Source organism: Amycolatopsis sp. NPDC052450, from assembly GCF_044547565.1.
Classification (GTDB): Bacteria; Actinomycetota; Actinomycetes; order Mycobacteriales; family Pseudonocardiaceae; genus Amycolatopsis.
This window is the reverse complement of the sequence record NZ_JBIUAQ010000010.1, coordinates 15,056-32,276: the sequence shown is the minus strand read 5'-3', so window position 1 is coordinate 32,276 and position 17,221 is coordinate 15,056. Positions and strand designations below refer to the sequence as shown.

Annotated in this window: 17 protein-coding genes and 1 pseudogene; 14 read left to right on the top strand and 4 right to left on the bottom strand. The window is 69.4% G+C overall.

The annotated features are described in order from the left end of the window. The first annotated feature begins 96 nt into the window (after positions 1-96). The 7 genes from ACIHAO_RS18570 to ACIHAO_RS18540 all read left to right on the top strand — a co-directional run bounded on the left by ACIHAO_RS18570 (position 97) and on the right by ACIHAO_RS18540 (position 6,646). Positions 97-579, top strand: coding sequence for an XRE family transcriptional regulator (locus tag ACIHAO_RS18570; protein WP_396559326.1), 483 nt, complete (start codon positions 97-99; stop codon positions 577-579). Beyond that, positions 576-1,085 carry an RNA 2',3'-cyclic phosphodiesterase gene (thpR, locus tag ACIHAO_RS18565; RefSeq protein ID WP_396559732.1) on the top strand — a complete coding sequence of 170 codons (510 nt, stop codon included), beginning with the start codon at positions 576-578 and terminating at the stop codon, positions 1,083-1,085. The genes ACIHAO_RS18570 and thpR overlap by 4 nt, the downstream gene beginning before the upstream one ends. Before the next feature lie 128 nt (positions 1,086-1,213). After that, a complete protein-coding gene (gene rpsO / locus ACIHAO_RS18560) occupies positions 1,214-1,483 on the top strand; it encodes a 30S ribosomal protein S15 (protein ID WP_003084034.1) in 270 nt (89 codons plus the stop codon). A gap of 253 nt (positions 1,484-1,736) precedes the next feature. After that, positions 1,737-4,001, top strand: a complete 2,265-nt coding sequence (locus tag ACIHAO_RS18555) for a polyribonucleotide nucleotidyltransferase (protein ID WP_396559324.1) — start codon at positions 1,737-1,739, stop codon at positions 3,999-4,001. 94 nt (positions 4,002-4,095) lie between these two features. Beyond that, positions 4,096-5,460 (top strand): pitrilysin family protein, encoded by a 1,365-nt coding sequence (locus ACIHAO_RS18550; RefSeq protein ID WP_125793361.1) that lies wholly within the window; start codon positions 4,096-4,098, stop codon positions 5,458-5,460. Next, positions 5,457-6,203 carry a 4-hydroxy-tetrahydrodipicolinate reductase gene (dapB, locus tag ACIHAO_RS18545; RefSeq protein WP_396559321.1) on the top strand — a complete coding sequence of 249 codons (747 nt, stop codon included), beginning with the start codon at positions 5,457-5,459 and terminating at the stop codon, positions 6,201-6,203. Before ACIHAO_RS18550 ends, dapB begins: the two co-directional genes overlap by 4 nt. After that, complete coding sequence (locus tag ACIHAO_RS18540) at positions 6,200-6,646, top strand: tetratricopeptide repeat protein (RefSeq protein ID WP_396559319.1); 447 nt, start codon at positions 6,200-6,202, stop codon at positions 6,644-6,646. The genes dapB and ACIHAO_RS18540 overlap by 4 nt, the downstream gene beginning before the upstream one ends. A 67-nt stretch (positions 6,647-6,713) precedes the next feature. On the opposite strand, the gene ACIHAO_RS18535 is transcribed toward ACIHAO_RS18540, so the two are convergent. Continuing rightward, the gene (locus ACIHAO_RS18535; RefSeq protein WP_396559317.1) at positions 6,714-7,235 is read right to left on the bottom strand and encodes a YqaA family protein; all 522 of its coding nucleotides are present in this window, start codon (positions 7,233-7,235) and stop codon (positions 6,714-6,716) included. 149 nt (positions 7,236-7,384) lie between these two features. Between ACIHAO_RS18535 and ACIHAO_RS18530 the strand changes: the two are divergent. Then, positions 7,385-7,792 (top strand): annotated as a pseudogene (locus ACIHAO_RS18530) (GtrA family protein); the annotation flags it as partial. A gap of 66 nt (positions 7,793-7,858) precedes the next feature. Here the strand turns inward: ACIHAO_RS18530 and ACIHAO_RS18525 are convergent. Continuing rightward, the gene (locus tag ACIHAO_RS18525) at positions 7,859-8,419 is read right to left on the bottom strand and encodes a GNAT family N-acetyltransferase (RefSeq protein ID WP_396559315.1); all 561 of its coding nucleotides are present in this window, start codon (positions 8,417-8,419) and stop codon (positions 7,859-7,861) included. A gap of 59 nt (positions 8,420-8,478) precedes the next feature. Between ACIHAO_RS18525 and ACIHAO_RS18520 the strand changes: the two genes are divergently transcribed. Continuing rightward, positions 8,479-9,699, top strand: a complete 1,221-nt coding sequence (locus ACIHAO_RS18520; RefSeq protein WP_396559313.1) for a winged helix-turn-helix domain-containing protein — start codon at positions 8,479-8,481, stop codon at positions 9,697-9,699. Between the two features lie 368 nt (positions 9,700-10,067). Here the strand turns inward: ACIHAO_RS18520 and ACIHAO_RS18515 are convergent, their stop codons facing one another. Together ACIHAO_RS18515 and ACIHAO_RS18510 are read right to left on the bottom strand one after the other, a co-directional pair. Continuing rightward, positions 10,068-10,976 carry a DUF4097 family beta strand repeat-containing protein gene (locus ACIHAO_RS18515; RefSeq protein WP_396559311.1) on the bottom strand — a complete coding sequence of 303 codons (909 nt, stop codon included), beginning with the start codon at positions 10,974-10,976 and terminating at the stop codon, positions 10,068-10,070. 11 nt (positions 10,977-10,987) lie between these two features. Continuing rightward, positions 10,988-11,518, bottom strand: a complete 531-nt coding sequence (locus ACIHAO_RS18510; protein WP_396559309.1) for a toxin-antitoxin system HicB family antitoxin — start codon at positions 11,516-11,518, stop codon at positions 10,988-10,990. Between the two features lie 133 nt (positions 11,519-11,651). Between ACIHAO_RS18510 and thyX the strand changes: the two genes are divergently transcribed. The 5 genes from thyX (at position 11,652) to ACIHAO_RS18485 (ending at position 17,211) form a co-directional block, all read left to right on the top strand. Then, a complete protein-coding gene (gene thyX, locus ACIHAO_RS18505) occupies positions 11,652-12,404 on the top strand; it encodes an FAD-dependent thymidylate synthase (RefSeq protein ID WP_005156312.1) in 753 nt (250 codons plus the stop codon). After that, the gene (locus ACIHAO_RS18500; RefSeq protein WP_396559307.1) at positions 12,404-12,796 is read left to right on the top strand and encodes an ACT domain-containing protein; all 393 of its coding nucleotides are present in this window, start codon (positions 12,404-12,406) and stop codon (positions 12,794-12,796) included. Before thyX ends, ACIHAO_RS18500 begins: the two co-directional genes overlap by 1 nt. Positions 12,797-12,878: 82 nt before the next feature. Then, positions 12,879-14,393, top strand: a complete 1,515-nt coding sequence (locus tag ACIHAO_RS18495) for a serine/threonine-protein kinase (RefSeq protein WP_396559305.1) — start codon at positions 12,879-12,881, stop codon at positions 14,391-14,393. A 110-nt stretch (positions 14,394-14,503) separates the two neighbouring features. After that, a complete protein-coding gene (gene dapA, locus ACIHAO_RS18490; RefSeq protein ID WP_396559303.1) occupies positions 14,504-15,517 on the top strand; it encodes a 4-hydroxy-tetrahydrodipicolinate synthase in 1,014 nt (337 codons plus the stop codon). A gap of 5 nt (positions 15,518-15,522) precedes the next feature. Beyond that, on the top strand, positions 15,523-17,211 hold the full coding sequence (locus ACIHAO_RS18485; RefSeq protein ID WP_221472739.1) for a ribonuclease J: 1,689 nt from the start codon (positions 15,523-15,525) through the stop codon (positions 17,209-17,211). Positions 17,212-17,221: the final 10 nt, after the last annotated feature.

Sequence of the window (17,221 nt, the reverse complement as noted above, 5' to 3'; positions counted from 1 at the left end):
GATGACAATCGACAAACACGCCCGCCCACGTGCGTTCCGGTGGCAAGATGTCACGGACCGCGCATGGCGTTCGATGGGGTTAGGGGAGCGGACCAGGTGGAGGACCACAAGATCGTCCAGCGGAACATCGCGCTGCAGAAGGAGTGGTACGGGGAGCCGCTCGGCGATCGCGTGCGGAGACTGGTCGTCGCCTTCGACATCTCCCAGGCATTCCTCGCGGAGGTCCTCGGCATCAGCGCGCCCATGCTCAGCCAGGTGATGAGCGGGCGCCGCGCGAAGATCGGGAACCCGGTCGTACTCGCCAAGATGATCATGCTGGAGCGCAAGGTCCTGGTGCCGGCGGTCGCCGCGGGGGACCGCAAGGCCATGCAGGAGGCACTGGAAGACGTCCGCGATTCGCGGCCGACGGTGGGCAGGGACAGCATCCCGGTCGGCGCCGTCGCCGACGACCAGGGTGTGCTCGTGGCGCTGCGGGACATCGGCGAGGACGAAGACCTCACCGAAGCCGCGAAGATGCTCGACGACGACTTCCCAGCGCTGGCGGATCTGCTGCGCCGCGCCGCGAGGAACGGATCCTGATTCTCTTCAGTGCGTTGATCCCGCCGGACGGTGTCCTCGACGAGGTCGCTGCCGCGCTGGGTGCACCCGAGGACGAAGGTTTCCGCTGGTCGACACGGGAAAACTGGCATATCACGCTCGGTTTCCACGGCGAGGACGACGCGGCCGAGCGAGGCGAGTGGCTCGCCGGGCGGCTGGCAGGCGCGGGCCCGATCGACCTCCGGCTGGAAAAGGCCGCGACATTCCCCGGGGTGCTGTGGTTGAGTGTTGCCGGAACCGGGCTCCACGAGCTGGCCACGAAGGCCGGTGCGGGGAACGAAGGCAGGCCGTACGTGGCCCACCTGACACTGGCCCGCTTCCCCCGCGACCGGCCGGAAGCCGCGAGCGCGTGGGTGGAGCGGCTGGCCGGGTTCACCAGTGAGACCTGGACGGCGACCGAGGCCGTTCTGATGAGCAGTGACCGTGAGCAAGGGTCGTCGCGTTACCGGGTGATCCGGTCGTACGCGTTGGACCACGCCCGCGCCTGAAGCCGCTGATCACGAGGCTGGTAGCCTTCATGATTGGGTCCGGCTGCAGTCCGTGGCGGCCGTGACCGTCTCACCCGGCGTGAAGACATCGTCCGGGCCGCACGGCACAGATATCTAGGAGCACCACAGTGGCGTTGTCCACCGAAGAAAAGAAGTCGATCCTTGCCGAGTACGGCGTGCACGACTCGGACACCGGATCCCCCGAGGCCCAGGTCGCGCTGCTGACCAAGCGCATCGTCGGCCTCACCGAGCACCTCAAGGCTCACAAGCACGACCACCACTCCCGTCGCGGGCTTCTGCTGCTGGTCGGCCGCCGCCGCCGGCTGCTGAACTACGTGATGAAGGTGGACATCGAGCGTTACCGTGCGCTGATCCAGCGTCTCGGCCTGCGCCGATAGCTTGAACCCGAGGGGGAGTGACCGCGACGGTCGCTCCCCCTCGGTCCAAGTACACCGAAGCTCTGTCTTTTCGAAGAGCGTGGCGCGAGCGCGCACGAGGAACCGTCCGCCGGTCCTCGGTAGTGGTTCCCGGGCAACGGCCCGGGGGCTTCGATCGAAGACCGGCATCACTCCTCGAGCGTCCGCAGGCGAAACAGGTCCCAGGGTGGGAGACTCGCGCCGTTACAGAGGATCAAAAGAGGAGATACACCCTATGACCGACTCCACCGGAGTCACCGTGCACGAAACCGAAGCCGTGATCGACAACGGCCGTTTCGGCACCCGCACCGTCCGCTTCGAGACCGGCCGTCTGGCCCGTCAGGCCGCGGGCGCGGTCGTCGCGTACCTCGACGAAGAGACCATGCTGCTCTCGGCGACCACCGCGTCGAAGCACCCGAAGGACCACTTCGACTTCTTCCCGCTGACCGTGGACGTCGAGGAGCGGATGTACGCCGCCGGACGCATCCCCGGCGCGTTCTTCCGTCGCGAGGGCCGCCCGTCGACCGACGCGATCCTGACCTGCCGCCTGATCGACCGGCCGCTGCGCCCGTCGTTCACCGACGGTCTCCGCAACGAGATCCAGGTCGTCATCACCGTCCAGAGCCTCAACCCGGACGACCCGTACGACGTGCTCGCGATCAACGCGGCTTCGGCCTCGACGCAGATCGCCGGCCTGCCGTTCTCCGGTCCGGTCGGCGGCGTCCGCGTCGCGCTGATCGAGGGCCAGTGGGTCGCGTTCCCGACCTGGAAGCAGCTCGAGGACGCCACCTTCAACATGGTGGTCGCCGGTCGCATCGTCGGTGACGACGTCGCGATCATGATGGTCGAGGCCGAAGCCACCGACCGCACGCTCGACCTGATCGCCGACGGCGGCAAGGCGCCGGACGAGGTCTCGGTCGCCGAGGGCCTCGAGGCATCGAAGCCGTTCATCAAGGTGCTGTGCGAGGCCCAGCAGCAGCTGGCCGACGTCGCCGCCAAGCCGACCGGTGAGTTCCCGGTCTTCCTCGCCTTCGAGCAGGACGCGTTCGACGCCGTCGCCGCCATCGCGACCGACGACCTCGCCAACGCCCTGACCATCGCGGGCAAGCAGGATCGCGACAACGCGACCGACCAGGTCAAGGCCGCGGTGCTGGAGAAGATCGGCCTTGGCGAGGGCGAAGCCTTCCAGGGCCGCGAGAAGGAGATCGGCGCGGCGTTCAAGGCCCTGTCGAAGAAGATCATGCGCAAGCGCGTCCTCACGGACAAGATCCGCATGGACGGCCGCGGCCTGACCGACATCCGGTCGCTCGCCGCCGAGGTCGCCGTGATCCCGCGGGCGCACGGTTCCGCGCTGTTCGAGCGCGGTGAGACCCAGATCCTGGGCGTCACCACGCTGAACATGCTCCGCATGGAGCAGCAGATCGACTCGCTCTCCCCGGAGACCACGAAGCGGTACCTGCACCACTACAACTTCCCGCCGTTCTCCACCGGCGAGACCGGCCGCGTCGGTTCGCCGAAGCGGCGCGAGATCGGCCACGGCATGCTCGCCGAGCGCGCCCTGGTCCCGGTCCTGCCGAAGCGTGACGAGTTCCCGTACGCGATCCGTCAGGTCTCCGAGGCGCTGGGCTCCAACGGCTCCACCTCGATGGGCTCGGTCTGCGCCTCGACCATGGGTCTGCTGAACGCGGGTGTCCCGCTGAAGGCGCCGGTCGCCGGCATCGCCATGGGCCTCATCTCCGACGAGGTCGACGGCGAGACCCGCTACGTCGCGCTGACCGACATCCTCGGTGCCGAGGACGCCATGGGCGACATGGACTTCAAGGTCGCCGGCACCAAGGACATCATCACCGCGCTGCAGCTCGACACGAAGCTCGACGGCATCCCGTCGGAGGTCCTCGCGGCCGCGCTGAAGCAGGCGAAGGACGCTCGCCTCACCATCCTGGAGGTCATCGCCGAGGCGATCGACGGCCCGGACGAGATGAGCCCGTACGCCCCGCGCGTCACCAGCGTGAAGATCCCGGTGGACAAGATCGGCGAGGTCATCGGCCCGAAGGGCAAGATGATCAACTCGATCACCGAGGAGACCGGTGCCGACATCTCCATCGAGGACGACGGCACGATCTACGTGGGCGCGGCCGACGGCCCGTCGGCGGAGGCGGCGATCGACAAGATCAACGCCATCGCCAACCCGCAGCTGCCCAAGGTCGGCGAGCGCTTCCTCGGCACCGTGGTGAAGACGGCCGCGTTCGGCGCGTTCGTCTCGCTGCTGCCGGGCAAGGACGGCCTGGTGCACATCTCGAAGCTGGGCAACGGCAAGCGGATCGCCAAGGTCGAGGACGTGGTCAACGTGGGCGACAAGCTCCGCGTCGAGATCGCCGACATCGACAACCGCGGCAAGATCAGCCTGATCGTGGTCCAGGAAGAGGACTCGGCGGACGCCAAGGACGCCAAGGCGGCCGAAGGCGAGAAGGCCGACGCTCCGAAGGCCGACGCCCAGTAGGTCCGGCCAGATCGACGTGAAACGTCATGAAAGGGTCGTTCAGGACATTTTTCGTCCTGAACGACCCTTTCATGACATGTGAGTAAGGGATCCGTTGGCTCGTCAGATCTTTGGGCACGAACAGCCCGTCGGCAGCACCCGCACCCTGGAGTCCACTTCGGACGGTGCGGTGGTCAAGCGCAGTGTGCTCGCCGGAGGGCTGCGGGTCATCACCGAACACGTGCCCGCCTCCCGGTCGGTGACGGTCGGGCTGTGGGTCGGGGTCGGATCCCGTGACGAGCCTTCGTCGGTCGAGGGCGCGGCGCACTACCTCGAGCACCTGCTGTTCAAGGGCACCACGAACCGCGACGCCACCCAGATCGCCGAGGAGATCGACGCGGTCGGCGGCGAGTTCAACGCCTTCACCGCGAAGGAGCACACCTGCTACTACGCGCAGGTGCTCGACGAGGATCTGCCGCTCGCGATGGACCTCGTCACCGACGTCGTGTTCGAGGCGCTGTGCACGGACAAGGACGTCGAGACCGAGCGCAGTGTCGTGCTCGAAGAGATCTCGATGCGTGACGACGACCCCGAAGACCTGCTGCACGAGACGTTCGTCGGCGCGATCCTGGGCGACCACGCGCTGGGCCGTCCGGTGCTCGGCAGCGAGAAGTCCATCGTGGAGATGTCCGCGTCGGCGCTGCGCGGGTTCTACCGCCGCCGCTACACGCTGCCGCGGATGGTGCTCGCCGTCGCGGGGAACATCGAGCACACCCAGGTGCTTCGCTTGGTGCGCAAGGCTTTGCGGCACAAGCTGACCGGCACGGCGACGCCGGTGGCGCCGCGTGGCGGCCGTGCGCGGATCGCGATGGCGCCGAAGCTCGCGCTGCACACCGACGACACCGAGCAGGCGCACGTCATGCTCGGCCTGCGGTCCCTTTCGCGGCACGACGACCGCCGGTTCGCGCAGTCGGTGCTCAACGCCGCGCTCGGCGGCGGCATGAGTTCGCGTCTGTTCCAGGAGGTCCGCGAGAAGCGCGGGCTGGCGTACCAGGTGTACTCGTCCGTCGCGAGCTACGCCGACGCCGGGCACATGGCGGTGTACGCGGGCTGCCAGCCGGAGAAACTCGGCGAGGTCGCCGGGCTGATCCGCGAGGTGCTCGAAGTCGTCGGCAAGGACGGGCTGAGCGAAGCCGAGGTCGCGCGGGCGAAGGGGCAGCTGCGAGGCGGGCTCGTGCTCGGTCTCGAAGACACCTCGTCGCGGATGTCGCGGATCGGCAAGAACGAACTGAACTACGGCCGCTATCTCGGCGTCGACGACACGGTGGCGCGGATCGACGCCGTCACCACCGAAGAGGTCTGTGCGCTCGCTCGCACTCTGCTGCGCCGCCCTGGTGGCGTGTCGGCGGCGGCGGTGGTCGGGCCGTACGCTCACGCCGACGACCTTCCGGACGATCTGCACGAGGTGATCGCATCATGACCGCTGGAATTCGCGTCGGCGTGCTGGGCGCACGCGGCCGGATGGGCCAGGAAGTGGTCAACGCCGTCGACGGCGCCGACGACATGGAGCTCGTCGCCGCGCTCGACGCCGGTGACGACCTCTCGGTGATCAAGCAGGCGCAGGTCGTCGTCGACTTCACCCACCCCGACGCCGTGATGGGCAACCTGGAGTTCCTGACCGGCAACGGGATCCACGCCGTCGTCGGCACCACCGGGTTCAGCGAGGAGCGGCTGGAGAAGCTGCGCTCGTGGCTCGCGGCCGACCCGTCGGTCGGCGTGCTCATCGCGCCGAACTTCGCGCTCGGCGCGGTGCTGGCGATGCGGTTCGCCCAGCAGGCGGCGCGGTTCTACAACTCGGCCGAGGTCATCGAGCTGCATCACAACCGCAAGGCCGACGCGCCTTCCGGCACCGCCGCGCACACCGCGCGGCTGATCGGCGAGGCCCGCGCGGAAGCCGGCCTCACCCCCGGCGAAGACGCGACGACGTCCGAAATGGACGGTGCCCGCGGCGCGCTCGTCGACGACGTCCGCGTGCACTCGGTCCGGCTTCCCGGGCTGGTGGCGCACGAGGAGATCCTGTTCGGCGGCGAGGGCGAGACCCTGACCATCCGGCACGATTCGCTGCACCGCACGTCGTTCATGCCGGGCGTGCTGCTCGGCGTGCGCTCGGTGCTCACCCGGCCCGGCCTGACGGTCGGTCTCGAGAACGTCCTCGACCTGTGAGGGCCCGCAACTTCGCGCTGGTGATGACGGCGGCGCTCGCCGTCTACGTCGTCCTGCTGGCGGGCCGGGGCATCGCGTTGGTGCGCACCGGTGAGACGGTGCCGGTGCTCTTCGGCATCGGAGTCCTGCTGCTGCCGCTGCTCGGGGTCTGGATCATCGTGACCACCTGGCGCTCCGGCGTCCAGATCCAGCGGCTTTCGCGGCGGCTGAACGAAGAAGGCGGCCTGCCCGACGTCTCCGACCTGCCTCGGCGGCCTTCCGGCCGGGTGGATCGCGACGCCGCGGACGCCTGGTTCGACGAGCGCCGGGCCGAGGTCGAGGCGGATCAGGAGAACTGGCGCGTCTGGTACCGGCTGGCATACGCGTACGAGATCGCCGGCGACCGGAAACGAGCCCGCGCGACGATGCGGCGCGCCGTCGAACTCGAAGCCACTTCCCGCTAACCCCCCCGCAATTAGTCACCTACTTGCGAGGTCTCCTTACGCAAGTAGGTGACTGATTGCGGGGTTGTCAGTAGTGGAACCAGCCCGCGAAGAGGGCGGGGGAGGCGGCCAGCAGGCTGAAGCGCAGCCAGCGGCCGAGAAACCCGGTGGCCAGGAAGCTCACCAGCGGCATCCGCACCAGCCCCGCGAGCACACTCGTGGCCATGTACGGCGGCAGGCCCAGGACCGAACTCACCCCGTACGTGCCCGCCATCCAGTGCGGATGCCGATGGCAGCGTTCACGCAGGGCGTCGAGCCGGGCACGCAGCTTCTTGGTCCGTGCCTGCCACCGTTCCCGGCGCGGGGTCGGCGGCCGCTCCCGGTGCAGGCGGTCGTGCAGCGGTTTCGGCAGTTTGATCGTGCCCTTCGCGGCGAGGTAGTAGAGCGTCTTCCCGCCGACCTGGCCCGCCGCGACGATGGCGCCGAGCAGCAGCCACGGCATCGTCGGCTGGCTCGCGCACAGGCCGATGAGGAACATCTCGATGCTGACCACGGGCAGGATCGCCGAACCGAAGGCGACACCGAACGACAGGAGCAACCAGCCCACCATCGTTGCCTCCCCGTTACCTTCGTCTTCACCAAGCTATCAGTTGAAAATCAGGACGCACTGGGGACAGCCCCCGTTCCCGGCTTCGGGGCCGCACCAGAAGATCACCTGTTCGTCGGCTCGCGGCCACCTGCCGCTGCCATGCTGAATCCGTGGCCGACGTGCACGACGCGGTCCGCGGCAAGGATTTCGCGGATCGCTTCGCCGACTTCTGCGCGGCCGTGGTCCGGCGCCTCCCCTTCGGGCTTTCCCGGCTGGTGGCGCCGAGTTTCCTCGGTTTCGCGCTCATCAACGGGTTCACCTTCGGGGTCGACCTGGTCTTGCTGACCCTGCTCCGGAGCTGGCTCGGCCTGCCGGTGTGGCTGGCGATCACACTCGCGTACGCGACGGCGTTCGGATTGAGCTTCGTGCTGAACCGCAGCATGAACTTCCGCTCGCACGCGCCCGTCGGCAGGCAGGCGGTGCTGTACGTCGTCGCGATCGTCGTCAACTACGTGGCGTTCCTGCTCGGCGTCGGCGCGGGACTGGCCGCGCTGGGCGTCGACTACCGCCTCTCCCGGCTCATCGCCGGGGCGTGCGAAGGCGTCTTCATGTACTCGGTGATGCGCTGGGTCGTGTTCGCGAAGTCAGGGAGTGAGCTCGAGGTCGAGGCCGCCGGTGAGCCGGACTTCGCGCACGTTCGTGCTTCCGGTGTCGAGGATGCGGACGGTCCCGTCGGGCGACCAGCCCGCGCGCCGGAAGAAGCCCAGTGACGCGTGATCGGTCTGGGCGACCCAGCTGATCCCGCGCGTGGCGCCGTCCTCGCGCAGCCAAACGGACGCGTTCGCCAGCAGCCGTCCAGCGTGCCCGCGCCGTCCCCAGCGGGGCTCGACCAGCAGCGAGGCGATGAGCGCCGTCGTCGAAGCGTCGTCGGGCAGTGCTCCGTCCGCGGTGGCCACCTCGCTCTCCGGAGCGCGGCCGGCGACACAGAAACCGACGGTGAACTCGCCTTCGGTGGCGACGAAGACACGCGTGCCCGGGTACTCGATCGTTTCGGCCCAGGTCTTCTCGAGTTCCACGTCGTCGAGTCCAGCAACGGCCGCTTCGCCGAGCAACTCCGTGTAGGCGCTTCGCCAGGTGTCGCGTTGGATGCGCGCGATTTCGGGGGCGTCGGACACGACTGCTGGGCGGACTTCGGCGGCGGCCATGCTGCGCAGATTAGCGGTGTGGCGGAAAACTGTCGGTGGTGGATGGCACCATTCGGACGATGAGCACTACGACCATCAGCGGGCCGGTCGCGCGCCGGATCGCGCTGGCCGCACAGGGGTTCGCCGAGGCACGTCCGGGCGGGGCGGTGACGAGGCGGCATCTGCAGCGCGTGCTGTCGCGAATCCAGTTGCTGCAACTGGATTCGGTGAACGTCGCGGTCCGCGCGCACTACATGCCGCTGTTCTCCCGGCTCGGCGCGTACGAGCCCACGCTGGTGGACGACGCGGCCTGGTCCCATTCGGCGCGCAAACCCCGGATGCTGGTCGAATCCTGGGCGCACGAGGCGAGTCTGCTGCCGGTGGGGGACTGGCCGCTGCTGCGGTCCGGGGCGAAACGCATGGGCTGGTGGACGAACTACGCGCGGGTGCTGGAGCAGACACCTCAGCTGGTGGACGACATCCTCACCGTGGTCAAGGAACAGGGACCGATCGGCGCGGGCGGTATCGAGCGCGCGCTGGAAAGTGAGTCGGGTGGTTCCAAACCCGGCTCGTGGTGGGAACGGTCGGAGGTCAAGAAGGCCTGCGAGTGGCTCTTCGGCATGGGCCAGCTGACCACCGGCACGCGCCGGTCGTTCGAGCGGCTCTACGACCTGACCGAACGCGTCGTCCCGCCGGAGATCCTGTCGCTGACCGTGAGCCCGGAGGAAGGCGCCCGCGAACTGATCACCCGCGCGGCCGTCGCGCTGGGCATCGGCACCGAACCGGACCTGCGCGACTACTACCGGCTCGGCCCCGACGTCAGCAAGCGGGCGGTGGCCGAGCTGGTCGACGCGGGCGTCCTGGAACCGGTGACCGTGGACGGCTGGCCCGCCCCGGCATACCGGCACGTCGCGGCGAAGGCGCCTCGCACGGTCACTGGCCGCGCGCTGCTGTCGCCGTTCGACCCGCTGATCTGGGAACGCGCCCGCACCGAGCGCATCTTCGATTTCTTCTACCGCATCGAGATCTACGTTCCCGAGCCGAAACGGATCTACGGCTACTACGTGTTCCCGTTCCTGCTCGACGGCGAACTCGTCGGCCGGGTCGACCTCAAATGCGATCGGGCCGCCGGGGTGCTTCGCGTTCAGGGCGCCTTCGCCGAGCCTGGCGTGGATGTCGCGCGGGTCGCGAGTGAGCTGGCCGGGGAACTGCGGCTGATGGCGGAATGGCAGGGGCTGGACGGGGTCGTGGTGGGGGAGCGGGGCGACCTCGCTCCGGTGCTTTCGCGCCTCGTGCGCTGAGCCCCTGCGCTGTGCTTCGCCGACTGCAATGAAGGGGCCTTTCATAGCAAAATTTGCTATGAAAGGCCCCTTCATTGCAGTCGGTTTCCTCGCGAGGCCGGCCGTCGCGGCGACAGGGAGCGCAAGGGTTGCGAAAGCCACCTTCGCAACGTGGCCACGCCGGGCGACTCGGCCGGATGTCCGTGAAGACCACCTTCGCCGCTCATCCTGAGGCAGCGCTCGGGCCCAGATGTCATGAAAGGGTCGTTCAGGACGAAAAACGTCTTGAACGACCCTTTCATGACTCTTGCCCGGCCGAGGGACCTTCGCTCCCACCCCCGTGGAAAAGTGAGAGCAAAGGTCCCTCGATCCCCCTGCGGGCCCGCGGCTCAGCCGGCCGCGCTGGTCACCACCGCGTCGCCGGTGCCGGTGCGTGCCCGCACCTTCAGCGAAACCTCCGCGGGCGCGGTCTCCGAGACATCCAGCTCGCTCGACACCGACCCGGTCGTCGACGAAAGGTCGATCTCCGCCTGGACACCGCCGCGGATCCCGACCCGGACCTCACCCGATCCGGTGGTCAGCTCCAGCGTCCCGGAGGCGGCGTCCGCCACCGAGAGGTCGCCGCTGCCGGTGCGCGCGAGGACCTCGCCCGCGACCTCGCCGAGCCAGACGTCGCCCGTGCCGGTCGCGACCGTGGCCGAACCGCTCACCGAGGACGCTTCGACGGAGCCGCTGCCGGTGCGCAGTTGCAGGCCGGACAGCGTCGGGCCGAGTTTGACGTCGCCGGTGCCGGTGCGGACGATCGCCGAACCGTCGGCCCGTTCCAGGCCGATCTTGCCCGCGCCGGTCATGAGGTCCGCCCGTCCGGCCGAACCGGTGACCGTGACGTCGGCCGCCCCCGCTCGCACTTCCAGGTGCGAACCGGCGGGCGCCCGGACGGTCACGGCGAGCGGGACGTTCTTCAGCTGCCAGGCCTTCGGCGCCTGGACGACCAGCCGGTTGCCGACCTTCTCGATCCGGGTCTGCGCCACGGCGTCGCCCGCTGAGCCCGCAGGCGAACCGCCGAGCTGGTCGCCGAAACGTTCGCCCACCCAGCTGAGCAGGCTCGTCATCCCGTCCACCCACGGCTGCTGTTCGCCGCCGTCCCGGCGGACCTCGGCGTGGATTCCGCTCTCGCCGGTCAGTTCGATGGTCACCCGGCCGATGGCCACGCTCACGTCGATCTCGATCGGGCCCTCGGCCTCGAACTCCTCGACGCGCACGGTCTCTTCACCGGCGGGAATGTTTTCCTCGGTCATTTCCGTCCCCCTCAGCCCTGGACCCAGCCGTGCAGGTGCGAACCGGCACCGCCGTCCGGCTTCTGCTTGTGCTGCCAGTGCTCGCTGCCGCTCTTGCCCAGCGCCCCCTGGACGGCCTGCGAGACGAACGTGTTCAGCGAAACGCCCTGAGCGGCGGCCGCGGCCTCGGCCTGACCCTTGACCTGCTCGAACAGGCGCAGCGTGATGCGGGTGATGTCGCCGGTGTCGATCTTGGGTCCGCGCGGGGCCTCCCGCGGTGCCTCCTGGCGGGGCGCGGACTGCTCGGCGCGCTCCCCCGAACCGGAGCCGGTGACGACGACGCGCACGTCGCGGCCGTCGAGCCGGACGTCGACGACGTGCCCCGGCAGCGCCGCGGTCACTTCGGCGGCCAGGTCGGCGAGAGCGTTCATGATGGTCAGGCGGGCGGCCGGCTCCAGCGCCGACGACAGCAGCGCGGCAGCGCGCCGCGTCTGCTCGTCGCCGGCCGAAGCCGTGTTCGCGAGGTCCTCGCGAAGGCTTGTGATGTACGGCGTCAGATCCATGACACCACTATGACGTCACTTGTGATGTCAGTCAAGGCGGCGATGACGTCATCGTGATGTCGCCCCGGCGTCGAAGACGGCGGCGGTTACGCTGCCCGGAGTCGTGGAGCAGGGGTCGAAAAGGAGTGCGAACGTGGCCGAGACCGTGTCACCCAAGGTTCAACTGATCGCGAAGACGGAGTTCTTCCCGCCGTCGGACGTGCCGTGGTCGACCGATGCCGACGGTGGTGAGGCGCTGGCCGAATTCGCGGGCCGCGCCTGCTACCAGTCCTGGAAGAAGCCGAACCCGAAGACGGCCACCAACGCCGGCTACCTCGAGCACATCATCGACGTGGGCCACCTTTCGGTGCTGGAGCACGGGTCCGTCAGCTTCTACATCACCGGGATCTCCCGGTCGCTGACGCACGAGCTGATCCGCCACCGGCACTTCTCCTACTCGCAGCTTTCGCAGCGCTACGTCCCGGAGCGCGACGCCGCGTTCGTCGAGCCCGACGTCATCGCGCAGGACCCGGAGCTGCACGCGAAGTTCCTCGCCGCCTCGCAGGCCGCCGTAGACGCCTACACCGAGCTCCTCGCCGGGCTGGAGGAGAAGTTCGCCGACGTGCCGAGCGCGACCCTGCGCCGCAAGCAGGCCCGTCAGGCCGCCCGCGCCGTGCTGCCGAACGCGACCGAGACCCGCATCGTGGTCACCGGCAACTACCGCGCCTGGCGCCACTTCATCGCGATGCGTGCCACCGAGCACGCCGACGTCGAGATCCGCGCCCTGGCCATCGACTGCCTGCGCGAGCTGCAGAAGGCCTCGGGCAACGTGTTCGCGGACTTCACCATCTCCGCGCTGCCCGACGGCACCGAGGTCGCGTCCAGCCCGAAGGTCCTCGAGGGCTGATGCGACGCCTCGCGATCGACGTCCGGCCCGGCGAATACGCGGTCGCCCGCCTCGCCCCGGACGCGCCGATACCGGCGAACCTGCTCGACCCCGGCGAGCCCGTGCTGATCTCCATCACGCGGACCCCCGAGGAGCTTTCGGTGATCTGCCCGGCCGGTCTCGCACCGGACGGTGCCACGGTCGAGGACGGCTGGCGATGGCTGTCGGTCCGCGGGCCGCTGGCCTTCACGCTGACCGGCATCATCGCCGCGCTGTCGAGCGAGCTGGCCGCCGCCGGGGTGGCGCTGTTCTCGATGTCCACCTTCGACACCGACCACGTGCTGGTCCGGGCTCCCGAACTCGAGCGCGCGGTGAAGGCGCTCCGGGAAGCCGGGCACGAGGTCACGGTCTGATTCACCAGCTGGGCGAAGGAACCTTTCGGCGCGCGAACGGGTCCGAGTTAGCATCCTGCGCGAACCGAAGGAGCACCGAACCTTGACCGACGAACAGACCCGTCCGTACGGGCCGCCCCAGCAGACGCGGCAGGCCGCCGGCGCGCGGATCGTCGCCGGCCGATACGCCCTGCTGGGCGAGCTCGGCCGCGGCGGGATGGGCATCGTCTGGCGTGCGCAGGACCAGGTGATCGGCCGTCAGGTGGCGATCAAGGAACTGAAGTTCCCGAACGCGCCCGAGGACGCTTCGGTGCTGACGGAGCGGATGCTGCGCGAGGTCCGCTCCGCCGGTCGTCTCAACGATCCGGCCGTGGTCACCGTGTACGACGTCGTCACCGAGAACGGCGCGACCTACATCGTGATGGAACTGGTCGAGGCGCCGACGCTGGCCGACCTGGTGCGCGACCGCGGCCCCCTGCCCGCCCAGCAGATCGCGCTGGTGGGGGAGCGGGTGCTGTCCGCGCTGCGGGCCGCGCACGCCGCCGGGATCGTGCACCGCGACGTCAAACCCGCGAACATCATGGTCGCGCCGGACGGCCGGGTGAAGCTCACCGACTTCGGCATCGCGCACGCCGCCGACGACCCGCGCCTGACCACCAGCGGCATGATCGTCGGTTCGCCCGCGTTCATGGCGCCGGAACGGGTCGAAGGCCGCGACGCGATGCCCGAATCCGACCTCTGGTCGCTGGGCACGACGCTGTTCTTCGCCGCGGAGGGCATCGTCGCGTTCGAACGCTCGACCACCGCCGCGACGTTGCACGCGATCATGACCGAGGCGCCGTATCTGACCCGGGTCCAGGGCCCGCTGGCCGCCGCGATCCTCGGCCTGCTGGTCACCAAGCCCGAGGCGCGGATGTCGTACGACCAGGTGCGCAGCCTGCTCGCGGCCGCGCAGGGCGTGCAGGCCCAGCCGACGCCGCCCTCGGGCGGCACCGCGATGATGCCGCAGTCCGGCTGGCCGATGACCCGGCTCGCCCCGGCCCCGGCGAAGCGCAACCTGCGCCCGCTGTGGCTGAGCCTGGCCGCGGTCGCCGTGATCGGTGCACTGGTCGGTGGCATCTTCCTGGGTCGCTGGATGGCCGCGCCGGAGGGGAACAACCAGGCGCAGCCCACCCTGACCTACGGCATCAACGGTCAGCTCAAGGTCGAAAGCTCGCTCAGCGAGTGCTACAACATCCCGCTGCAGCAGCAGTCGGCGGCGCTGAACTCCGACACCCAGGGCACCTGCAGCAAGGATCACCTGGTCGAGGTCTACGCGAAGGGAAGCCTTCTCGACGTGGAGTCCGCCGGTAGTGACGATGCCGCGGTCGCCGGGTATCCCGGCGCCGATGCCGTCAACAGGATCGCCGAGGCGGTGTGTTCGGCCACCTTCAACTCGGACGTGGTGCCGCCGCAGCAGCGGGCGGGGCTCTACTGGCGGGCGGTCGTCCCTACCGAGGCGGAGTGGAACCGGCCGCTGAGCGAGGAGAACAGGAACTACTCGCGCGGCTACTTCTGTCTGCTCGCCAAGACCGACGGCGGGCAGCTCACCGCGCAGATCACGACCAAGGTCAAATAGCTCACAGAGAGTTTGCGCCGAGTTCGCCTTCGTCGCGGAAAATCTCCCGCATTCTCGGGAATGACCACGTCGGCAAGGGGTCGAACGGCCGCAGGAGGTACCTTCACAGCATGTCCACTCCACCTACCGCAGCGCCGGGAAGACCGTTCGGGCGCGTGCTCACCGCGATGGCCACCCCCTTCGACGCCGACGGCGCGCTGGACCTGAAGCGGGCGCAGGAGCTGGCCGAACACCTCGTGGAACTGGGCAACGACGGTCTCGTCGTGAACGGCACGACCGGGGAGAGCCCCACCACGACCGACGCCGAAAAGGCCGAGCTGGTCCGGGCGGTCGTCGAGGCCGTCGGTGACCGCGCGACGATCGTCGCCGGGGCGGGCACGAACAACACCGCGCACAGCATCGAGCAGGCGAAGCAGGCCGAAGCGGCGGGCGCCCACGGCATCCTCGTCGTCACGCCGTACTACTCGCGGCCCAGCCAGGCCGGGCTCTACGCGCATTTCACCACCGTCGCCGACGCCACCGAGCTGCCGGTGATGCTCTACGACATCCCGCCGCGCTCGATCGTCCCCATCGAGGTCGACACGCTGCTGCGGCTGGCCGAGCACCCGCGCATCCTGGCGGTCAAGGACGCCAAGGGCGACCTGATCGCCGGCTCCGAGGTCATCGCGAGCACGCAGCTCGCCTACTACTCCGGCGACGACGGCCTCAACCTCCCGTGGGTCTCCGTCGGCGGCACCGGCGTGGTCAGCGTCATCGGGCACGTCGTGGCGGGCCGGATCCGCGGCATGATGGACGCCTACGAGTCCGGCGACACCTCGACCGCGCGCACCAACCACCGCGGCATGCTGCCGGTCCTCCGGGCGATGTCCCGCGTCGGCGGGGTCGCGTTCTCGAAGGCGGCGCTGCGGCTGCGCGGCTTCGACATCGGCGACCCGCGCCTGCCCATCGTGGCCGCGAACGACGAGCAACTCCAGGCGATTTCCGCCGATCTCGCCCAGGGAGGCGTGCCGCTCGGCGAAAGCGCCGCCAGTGACTGGCATGGTGCTCGGGTGGCACAAGCAGATTCAGCGGCGGCCTACACGGCGCCGACCTCACATACCAGCGTAGGGACCATGCCTCGGTGAGTTCATTGTCAACCGGACCCGGACCGACCACCCCGCCGCCGGCGCTGCCCGAAGGCGCCCTGCGCGTCGTGGCGCTCGGCGGGATCGGCGAAGTCGGCCGCAACATGACCGTCTTCGAGTTCGGCGGCCGTCTGCTGATCGTCGACTGCGGGGTGCTCTTCCCCGAGGACGACCAGCCCGGCGTCGACCTGATCCTGCCCGACTTCCGCGCGATCGAAGACCGCCTCGAGGACATCGACGGCCTCGTCCTCACCCACGGGCACGAGGACCACATCGGTGCCGTCCCGTTCCTGCTGCGGCTCTTCCCGGACCTGAAGATCTACGGTTCGCGGTTCACGAACGCGCTGCTCGCGGCCAAGGCCAAGGAGCACCGTCAGCGGCCGAACCTGATCGAGGTCCGTGAGGGCGAGCGCCGCAAGGTCGGCGCGTTCGACCTCGAGTTCTTCGCGGTCAACCACTCGATCCCGGACGCGCTCGCGGTGGCCATCCGCACGCCGGCGGGGGTCGTGCTGCACACCGGCGACATCAAGCTCGACCAGCTCCCGCTCGACGGCAGGCTGACCGACCTCGCCGGGTTCTCCCGGCTCGGCGACGAGGGCGTGGACCTGTTCTGCGTCGACTCGACCAACGCCGAGGTGCCCGGGTTCGTCATGCCGGAGCGCGACATCGGCCCGGTGCTCGACGACGTCGTCCGCAAGGTCGGCCAGCGCGTCATCGTCGCCTGCTTCGCGAGCCACGTGCACCGCGTCCAGCAGGTGCTCGACGCCGCCGTGCGGCACGGCCGCCGGGTCGCCTTCGTCGGCCGGTCGATGGTCCGGAACATGGGGATCGCCGCCGACCTCGGCCTGCTGAACGTGCCGGACGGCCTGCTGGTCAACCTGGACCAGGCCAGCGACCTGCCCGAGAGCAAGGTGCTGTTCGTGTCGACCGGTTCGCAGGGCGAGCCGCTTTCCGCGCTGTCGCGGATGGCGCGCGGCGAGCACCGGCAGATCTCGATCCGTGCCGGTGACACCGTCGTGCTGGCCAGCTCGATGATCCCGGGCAACGAGACCGCGGTCTTCGGCGTCGTCAACGGCCTCACCCGGCTCGGCGCGAACGTCGTGCATCAGGGCAACGCCAAGGTGCACGTGTCCGGGCACGCGTCGGCGGGCGAGCTGCTGTACCTGTACAACGCGGTGCGCCCCAGCAACGTCATGCCGGTGCACGGCGAGTGGAAGCACCTGCGCGCCAACGGTGAACTGGCCGTGCGCACCGGTGTCGCGCCGGAGAACGTGGTCATCGCCGAGGACGGCGTCGTGGTCGACCTCGTCGACGGCAAGGCCACCCGCACCGGCCGCGTCGAGGTCGGGCACGTGTACGTCGACGGCCTTTCGGTCGGCGACGTCGGCGAGTCGACGCTGTCCGACAGGCTCGTGCTCGGCGAGGGCGGCTTCATCGCCATCACCGTCGCCGTCGACACCAGCACCGGCCGCGCGGTGACCCGTCCGACGGTGTCCGGACGCGGTTTCTCCGACGACCCGAAGGCGCTCGACGCCGTGCTCCCGATGGTGGAGATGGAACTCGCCAGGACCGAGGCCGAGGGCATCACCGACACCCACCGCATCGCGCAGGCCGTGCGCCGCGTCGTCGGCCGCTGGGTCGCCGACACCTACCGGCGCCGTCCGATGATCGTGCCGACGGTCATCCCCGTTTAGCCGTGAGCAC